Source organism: Streptomyces sp. YGL11-2, from assembly GCF_050054615.1.
In the GTDB taxonomy this organism is placed as follows: domain Bacteria; phylum Actinomycetota; class Actinomycetes; order Streptomycetales; family Streptomycetaceae; genus Streptomyces.
This window is the reverse complement of record NZ_JBNHIN010000007.1, coordinates 1-6,761: the sequence shown is the minus strand read 5'-3', so window position 1 is coordinate 6,761 and position 6,761 is coordinate 1. Positions and strand designations below refer to the sequence as shown.

General features: G+C 71.5%; 6 protein-coding genes and 2 pseudogenes. 4 read left to right on the top strand and 4 right to left on the bottom strand.

The window, feature by feature from the left end; translation table 11 throughout:
* Positions 1-218: pseudogene (locus ACO1BR_RS10365) on the bottom strand (hypothetical protein); the annotation flags it as partial.
* A gap of 109 nt (positions 219-327) precedes the next feature.
* Here ACO1BR_RS10365 and ACO1BR_RS10360 point away from each other — a divergent pair.
* From ACO1BR_RS10360 to ACO1BR_RS10345, 4 genes are all read left to right on the top strand, one after another.
* Positions 328-666, top strand: a complete 339-nt coding sequence (locus ACO1BR_RS10360; RefSeq protein WP_236573793.1) for a hypothetical protein — start codon at positions 328-330, stop codon at positions 664-666.
* 393 nt (positions 667-1,059) lie between these two features.
* Positions 1,060-2,316: a L,D-transpeptidase gene (locus ACO1BR_RS10355; protein WP_426794734.1), complete on the top strand. Its 1,257-nt coding sequence runs from the start codon at positions 1,060-1,062 to the stop codon at positions 2,314-2,316.
* Positions 2,317-2,473: 157 nt separating this feature from the next.
* Positions 2,474-2,695, top strand: a complete 222-nt coding sequence (locus tag ACO1BR_RS10350; RefSeq protein ID WP_426794733.1) for a hypothetical protein — start codon at positions 2,474-2,476, stop codon at positions 2,693-2,695.
* A gap of 4 nt (positions 2,696-2,699) precedes the next feature.
* On the top strand, positions 2,700-4,028 hold the full coding sequence (locus tag ACO1BR_RS10345) for a DUF2786 domain-containing protein (protein ID WP_426794732.1): 1,329 nt from the start codon (positions 2,700-2,702) through the stop codon (positions 4,026-4,028).
* 150 nt (positions 4,029-4,178) lie between these two features.
* Here ACO1BR_RS10345 and ACO1BR_RS10340 read toward each other — a convergent pair whose 3' ends face one another.
* From ACO1BR_RS10340 to ACO1BR_RS10330, 3 genes and pseudogenes are all read right to left on the bottom strand, one after another.
* Positions 4,179-4,997 carry an ABC transporter permease gene (locus ACO1BR_RS10340; protein ID WP_426794731.1) on the bottom strand — a complete coding sequence of 273 codons (819 nt, stop codon included), beginning with the start codon at positions 4,995-4,997 and terminating at the stop codon, positions 4,179-4,181.
* Positions 4,994-5,992 (bottom strand): ATP-binding cassette domain-containing protein, encoded by a 999-nt coding sequence (locus ACO1BR_RS10335; RefSeq protein ID WP_426794730.1) that lies wholly within the window; start codon positions 5,990-5,992, stop codon positions 4,994-4,996. Before ACO1BR_RS10335 ends, ACO1BR_RS10340 begins: the two co-directional genes overlap by 4 nt.
* A gap of 500 nt (positions 5,993-6,492) precedes the next feature.
* Positions 6,493-6,761 (bottom strand): annotated as a pseudogene (locus tag ACO1BR_RS10330) (DUF4097 family beta strand repeat-containing protein); the annotation flags it as partial.

Here is a 6,761-nt window from a genome sequence, read left to right as displayed (position 1 = left end):
CCCCCCTTTTGGCCCGCCCGGCTGTCCGCGGCACCCGATCGGCCGGGTGTCCCGGAGAGTTCCGCCTGGCCGGCACCGGCCGGTACGGAGGCCGCCCGCAGACCGGAATGTGTTGCTCCGTCATCTCCCACGATCGCGTTGGCGGACGGCACGAACCACAGGGCGAGCAGCACCGATCCCGCGGCAGCGGCGGTCAGTAGTGGTCGTCGTGCGGTCACGAAAGCTATCCCCCTTGTGGGTTCGGCGAATTGGCCGTTGACCTCAGATGTTAGTGACCGCCGCGGGTCGCGGGGAAGTCGGGACCCGTACGTGCTTACGCTCCGTGCTATGAGCAATGGTGAGACATCACGTTTTGTGCGGCTTCACGTCGAACTGGTCATGGAGATCACCGACGCCGACCAGCTGACCGGCGCCGCTCTCGACCACATCAACGCCGACCCGACGCTCCCGGAAGAAGAGCGCCGGCAGTCCGAGGAAACGGTGAGAGACGATCCGGCGGAGGCGCTGGCCCACCTCGTCGATCCTTTCGACCTGGTCACCAGAGTGCCCGGAACCGAGCTCGCGCAGGCTTCCTGGAGCAGCGAGGAGATGACCGACTACGACCCCGACGCCGAGTGGGACGCGGCGGAGTGGGATCTGGCCGACGACGCGGACGGGGAGGGCTGACCGGGCGACCGCAGCCCCCGTCCCCCCGTCGGCCGGCGGCGGCGCACCCACCGCCCGGCGACCACGCGACGACCACCCCACGGCCCCCGTACGGCACCCCGCCGTACGGGGGCCGATGACGTGGGGGGCGGAGCGTCGTTATGCGGTCGGGGACTGTGACGCCGGCCATGGCCGGACGGCGGGGGGTGTGGCACGATCTGCGGCAATTCCCGAATATTGGCCTTTTTGCCGCATTGAGTGGCCTTCCCCACATTCATCCCAGGGATGGAACGGGCGAATCGGAAAAGGCGTTCACAGGGAGTCGGCCGGAATGCCTGCGTCCAGATATGCCTGCGTTCAGTTGGCGGCTCGCTCGGGGATTTTTCGCAATCTGTAGCAATGGAGAAGCGTGTGATGACGGACAGCAAGCGCCGCAAGGGCCTGATAGCCAGTGCCGCGCTGCTCGGGGGCGTACTCACGGTCGCCGCGGGTGGTACCAGCAGCGCCGCAGACCACAGTGACGCCGCGAACGCCGGCCACCACGAGAGCACCCAGCAGGTGGACGACGCGGCCTCCCAGGCAGCCTCGCAGGCGAACATCGACATCGTGCCGGGGGACGGCGCGACCGACGTCGGGACCGGCGGCACCAAGGTGACGGTCAGTGGCGGCAAGCTCACCGACGTGACCATGGCCACGGTGAACGGCGGCCGGACGGTCGCCGGCACCCTGTCCGCCGACGGCACCTCCTGGCGGCCCCAGCAGGCGCTGGCCCACTCGACCGCGTACAAGATCACCGCGCAGGCCGTGGACTCCCAGGGCCGTAAGGCCGTGGCGAACTCCACCTTCAGCACCGGGTCCCCGGCGAACATGTTCATCGGGCACTTCACGCCGGAGGACGGCTCGACCGTCGGCGTCGGCATGCCGGTGTCGATCAACTTCGACAAGCCGGTCAGGGACCGCGCGGCCGTCCAGTCCGCGATCAGCGTGGTGTCGAGCAGCAACCAGCAGGTCGTCGGCCACTGGTTCGGCGACAAGCGGCTGGACTTCCGCCCGAAGGACTACTGGAAGCCGAACTCCCACGTCACCATGAAGCTCGGCCTGAACGGCGTCGAGGCGTCCCCCGGCGTCCGTGGCGTCCAGAACAAGACCGTCGACTTCACCGTCGGCCACTCGCAGGTCAGCACCGTCGACACCAAGACGCACATGATGACCGTGGTGCGCGACGGCAAGGTGCTCCGGACCGTCCCGATCTCGTCCGGCGACAAGGACCACCCGACCTACAACGGCCAGATGGTCATCTCCGAGAAGTACCAGCAGACCCGGATGAACGGCGCGACCGTCGGCCTAACCAAGAAGGACGGCAAGGGCGAGTACGACATCCCCGACGTCCCGCACGCCATGCGGCTGTCGAACTCCGGCACCTTCATCCACGGCAACTACTGGGGCAAGGGCGTCTTCGGCAAGGTCAACACCAGCCACGGCTGCATCGGCCTCCAGGACGTCCAGGGCGCCAAGGACCAGTCGACCGACGGCGCGTGGTTCTTCAACAACTCGCAGGTCGGCGACGTCGTCAAGGTGATCAACTCCCCGGACCGGACCATCCAGCCGGACAACGGGCTCAACGGATGGAACATGTCCTGGGCGCAGTGGGTCGCGGGCAGCGCCGTCTGACCGGCCGCCCCGCGGGGTGACCTGACCTGACCGACGCCCGGCGTCGCCGTGATCGCGGCGCGCCGGGCGTCGTGCTGTGCGTACGGGGCGGCGCGCGGTGTGCGGCCGGCGGGCGGCAGCCGCGGGTGGGCCGGAACGGGAACGACGGGGGCAGGGCATGACAGAGGCACCGGCGGGGCTGGAGTCCGAGCCGTGGCACGACCTGCGGCACCACTACGGGACGGTCGAGGACGTGCCCGAACTGCTGCGCACCATCGCGGCGTCGAGTGCCGCGGGGGACGGCGACGCCACCTCCGAGGCGGCCGACGAACTTTCCAACGCCCCCGGCGGGCCCCCGCTGACCGGCCGTCCCGCGGCCCCCGGGCCCTCCGTACAGTGACCGGGTGAGCGAGCACGCAAGAGGCAGCCGGCGCGACGGCCGGGGCACCCGCGCCACCCCGCCCGCCGACACGGCCGCCGAACTGGTCGGCGACGTCCTCGGCCGGGTCCGCTACGCGGCGGACGGGGCGGCCGCGGAGGACGCCATGGAGGCGGGCGCCTCGGTGCTGGCCGCCGCGGCGCCCGGCTGGGAGGCCGTGAGCGGGGCCCTGCTCGCCGCCGCGGCGGACGCCGTACGGCGGTGCTGGGCGGGCGGCTGGCAGCCCGCGGACCTGGAACGGATGGTCCGGCGGGACGCCCCGGACACCACACTGGCGGCGCTGGCCGTCGACGCCGTCGCCGCCGAGGAGTCCCGCCGTCCCGCGGCCGGCGCGCCGCACGACCCCCGCTGGCAGGCCCAGCTGGACCGCCTCGGCGCGCGCGTCTGGTGGGACGCCGACCGCGGCTACCTCGACGCGCTGGCCGCCCGCCGGCGCACCTCCCGCTTCGAGACCGCGTACGACGTGCTGGCCGTGCTGCGACTGATCGCCCGGCTGCCCCGTATCACCCCGCTCCCGCCGCCGCCCCACCCCTCCGCCGCGTCCGCGGCGCGCGCCCACGGAGGGAGCGTCGCCGCCTCCCGCGCGCTGGGCCGGATCCGCGGCCTGCTGGCCAAGGCCGAGGCCACCACCTTCGCGGAGGAGGCAGAGGCGCTGTCCGCCAAGGCCCAGGAACTGATGGCCCGTCACAGCATCGACGAGGCCCTGCTCGCCGGCGCCGGCGGCCCCCGGGGAGCAGGCCCCGCCGACGGCCCCGCGGCGATCCGCATCGGCATCGAAGGACCCTACGAACAGGCCAAGGCCCTGCTCCTCGACGCCGTCGCGGCGGCCAACCGCTGCCAGGCCGTCTGGGCCTCCGAGGTCGGCTTCTCCACCGTCATCGGCTTCCCGCCCGACCTGGAGGCCGCCGAACTCCTCTACACCTCACTGCTCCTTCAAGCCACCTCCGCCATGAACCGCGCGGGCGACGACCACCACGCCCGCGGCCGGTCCCGGCGCACCCGCGACTTCCGCCAGACCTTCCTCGTCGCCTACGCGGACCGCATCCGCACCCGGCTCGCCGCGGCCACGGAAGCCGCCACCGCCGCCGCGTCCGCCGAGTCCCCGGCGCCGGACCGCCTCCTCCCGGCCCTCGCCGCCCGCGCCCTCGCCGTCGACGAGACCACCGGCACCCTCTTCCCGGACACCGCCCCGGTCCGCCTGCGCGGGGTACGCGACGCGGCCGGCTGGCACCAGGGCACCGCCGCGGCAGACCGGGCCCGCCTGGGCCGCACCCCGCCGGACGGGGAGTTCTAGGGCCTGTCCGACGGGTCATGGCCGGGGCTGTGGCGCTCCCCCGGCCACCGCTGGGAGTTGCCCCCAGGCACGGCGCTTCCCCGGCTCACGTGAAGGGGCGGCTCCCGGGGTGTTCCGGGAGCCGCCCCTTGCGCATCGCCCTGCTCGGGGTCAGCGCGTGACCTCGCGGTTGAACACGGCGCGCGACCACAGGTAGCCGCCCAGGCTGAGGCCCGTGCACCAGGCCAGGGCGATCCAGCCCTGGTTGCCGATCGGGGTGCCGAGCAGCAGGCCGCGCAGGGTCTCGTTGATCGGCGTGAAGGGCTGGTACTCGGCGAACCAGCGCAGACCGGTCGGCATGGAGTCCGGGGTGACGACCGCGCTGCCGAGGAAGGGCAGGAAGGTCAGCGGCAGCGGGGCGTTGGACGCGGACTCGACGGTCCTGGCGCCCATGCCCATCGCGGCGGAGAGCCAGCCCAGACCGAAGGCCAGGAAGACCAGCAGACCGAACGCGGCGATCCAGTCGACGGGTGAGGCGGCGGGCCGGAAGCCGATCGCGAGGGAGACGCCCATGACCAGGACGACGACCGCCGTGACCTGGATGACGCTGCCGAGGACATGGCCGGTGAGCACGGAGCCGCGTGAGATCGACATCGTACGGAAGCGGTTGATGATGCCTTCCGTCATGTCGGTGCAGACGGACACGGCGGTCGCGACGGCCCCGGAGGTCGCGGACATCAGGATGATGCCGGGGACCACGTAGTTGATGTAGTCGCCGCGGTCGGCGCCCGTCCCGATGCCGGTGCCGAGCGCCCCGCCGAAGACGTACACGAACAGCAGCAGCATCAGGATCGGCATCGTGACGATCGAGATCGTCATCGACGGGTAGCGCCGCATGTGCGTGAGGTTGCGGCGCAGCATCGTCATGGAGTCGCGCAGGGCGTACGAGCGGGTGGGGGTGGCCGGTGCGGTGGCGGTCGCGGCACTCATCGGGCCGACTCCTTCTGCGAGTTGGGGAGAGCGGGGGCGTTCTGCTGGCCGGTGAGGGTGAGGAAGACGTCGTCGAGGTCGGGGGTGTGCACGGTGAGCGACTCGGCCTGCGCGCCGGTGCTGTCGAGGGCGTCGAGAACGGCACGGAGATGGGCCAGGGTGCCGTCACTGGGGATCTGCAGGCTGAGCGACTCGTCGTCGCGGGCGGCGACGCCGAAGACGCCGGCCGCCGTGGCGAGATGGGCCTCGTCGGCGAACTGGAGGCGGACATGGCCGCCCGGTGTCTGGCGCTTCAGCTCGTCGGCGGTGCCTTCGGCGACCAGCCTGCCGTGGTCCAGCACGGCGATGCGGTCGGCGAGTTGGTCGGCCTCCTCCAGGTACTGCGTGGTGAGGAAGACGGTCACGCCCTGGTCCGTCACCAGGTCCCGGATGAGTTCCCACATGACGCGGCGGCTGCGCGGGTCGAGGCCTGTGGTCGGCTCGTCGAGGAAGATGATCCGCGGCCGGCCGACCAGGGTCATCGCCAGGTCGAGCTTGCGGCGCATACCGCCGGAGAACGTGGCGACGTTCTTGCGGGCCGCCTCGGTCAACTCGAACCGTTCCAGCAGCTCGGCGGCGCGGCGGCGGCCCTCGCGCTTGCCCAGGTGGTGCAGGTCGGCCATGAGGAACAGGTTCTCCTCGGCGGTCAACAGCCCGTCGACGGCGGCGAACTGACCGGTGACGCCGATCAGGCGGCGCACCGAGCCGGCGTCGGAGGCCACGTCGAGGCCCGCGATCCGGGCCTGGCCGGAGTCGGCGGCGATCAGCGTGGAGAGGATCTCCACGGTGGTGGTCTTGCCGGCGCCGTTGGGGCCGAGCAGAGCGAAGATCGTGCCCTCGGGGATCCGCAGATCGATGCCGTCGAGCACCACCTTGTCGCCGTACGACTTGCGCAGGCCGCTCGCGGAGATCGCGGCCGCTCGCGCGGTGGTGGACACCTGGGTCGCGGTGTTCATGGTGGGCGGGCCTTTCTTCACGGAGTCCGGGGGACTGACGAACCCGGAGGACGGGGACGGAAGCGGCCGAACGGCCGTGGCGCAGGAATGGTGCAGGAATGACGCATGCCTGGCGCGTGTCTGGCGAATGCCTGACGCATGCCTGGCGACTGTCTGACGCACTCCACGATGTCGTGTCGCGCCGTGCTCGCGTCACCATGATGGCACATTAATGGCACCATGACGAGCCAAGGTGGCACCATTCTCTTGGCCGGGTGCCTCGCTGCCCCGCCTGACCTGCAGTGATTTGCGTCTGGATAGGCGTCTGAAGCTGCGTCTGGACGTACGCCTAGGCGTGCTTCCAGACGCACGCCACGTGCAAACGCCCCCGTACCGGCCTGGGGCCAGTACGGGGGCGCCATAGTGGTGCCATTCAGTAGCGGTGTCGAGCTTCTCGCCCTCGACATCCACCGCCCGCCGGGGAGTGCCCCTGGGGAGTGGGTGGGGTGGCGGGTGCGGGTTCAGGGGCGGGCGCGGCGGATGTCGATGTTGCCGTAGCGGGTGCGGGCGTGGACCTTGACGGTGTCCTCGGTCTCCTGCGGGGCCTCGGAGGAGGCGAGCGTGTTGCGTACCTGTCCGTGGTCGGAGCTGACGTCGAGCCAGGCGGCGGTGCCTTCGCGGATGCCGATATCGATGGCGCCGTGGGAAGTTTCCAACTTGGTGGTGCCGCGGGTGAGTTCGGTGACGCGCAGGGTGCCGTGGGCGTTGGTGGCGGTGACGGAGCTTTCGG

Bases quoted from the DNA above. Each gene is read 5' to 3' on its own strand.
- ACO1BR_RS10360 (WP_236573793.1), top strand. From the start codon at position 328: ATGAGCAATGGTGAGACATCACGTTTTGTGCGGCTTCACGTCGAACTG.
- ACO1BR_RS10355 (WP_426794734.1), top strand. From the start codon at position 1,060: ATGACGGACAGCAAGCGCCGCAAGGGCCTGATAGCCAGTGCCGCGCTG.
- ACO1BR_RS10350 (WP_426794733.1), top strand. From the start codon at position 2,474: ATGACAGAGGCACCGGCGGGGCTGGAGTCCGAGCCGTGGCACGACCTG.
- ACO1BR_RS10340 (WP_426794731.1), bottom strand. From the start codon at position 4,997: ATGAGTGCCGCGACCGCCACCGCACCGGCCACCCCCACCCGCTCGTAC.
- ACO1BR_RS10335 (WP_426794730.1), bottom strand. From the start codon at position 5,992: ATGAACACCGCGACCCAGGTGTCCACCACCGCGCGAGCGGCCGCGATC.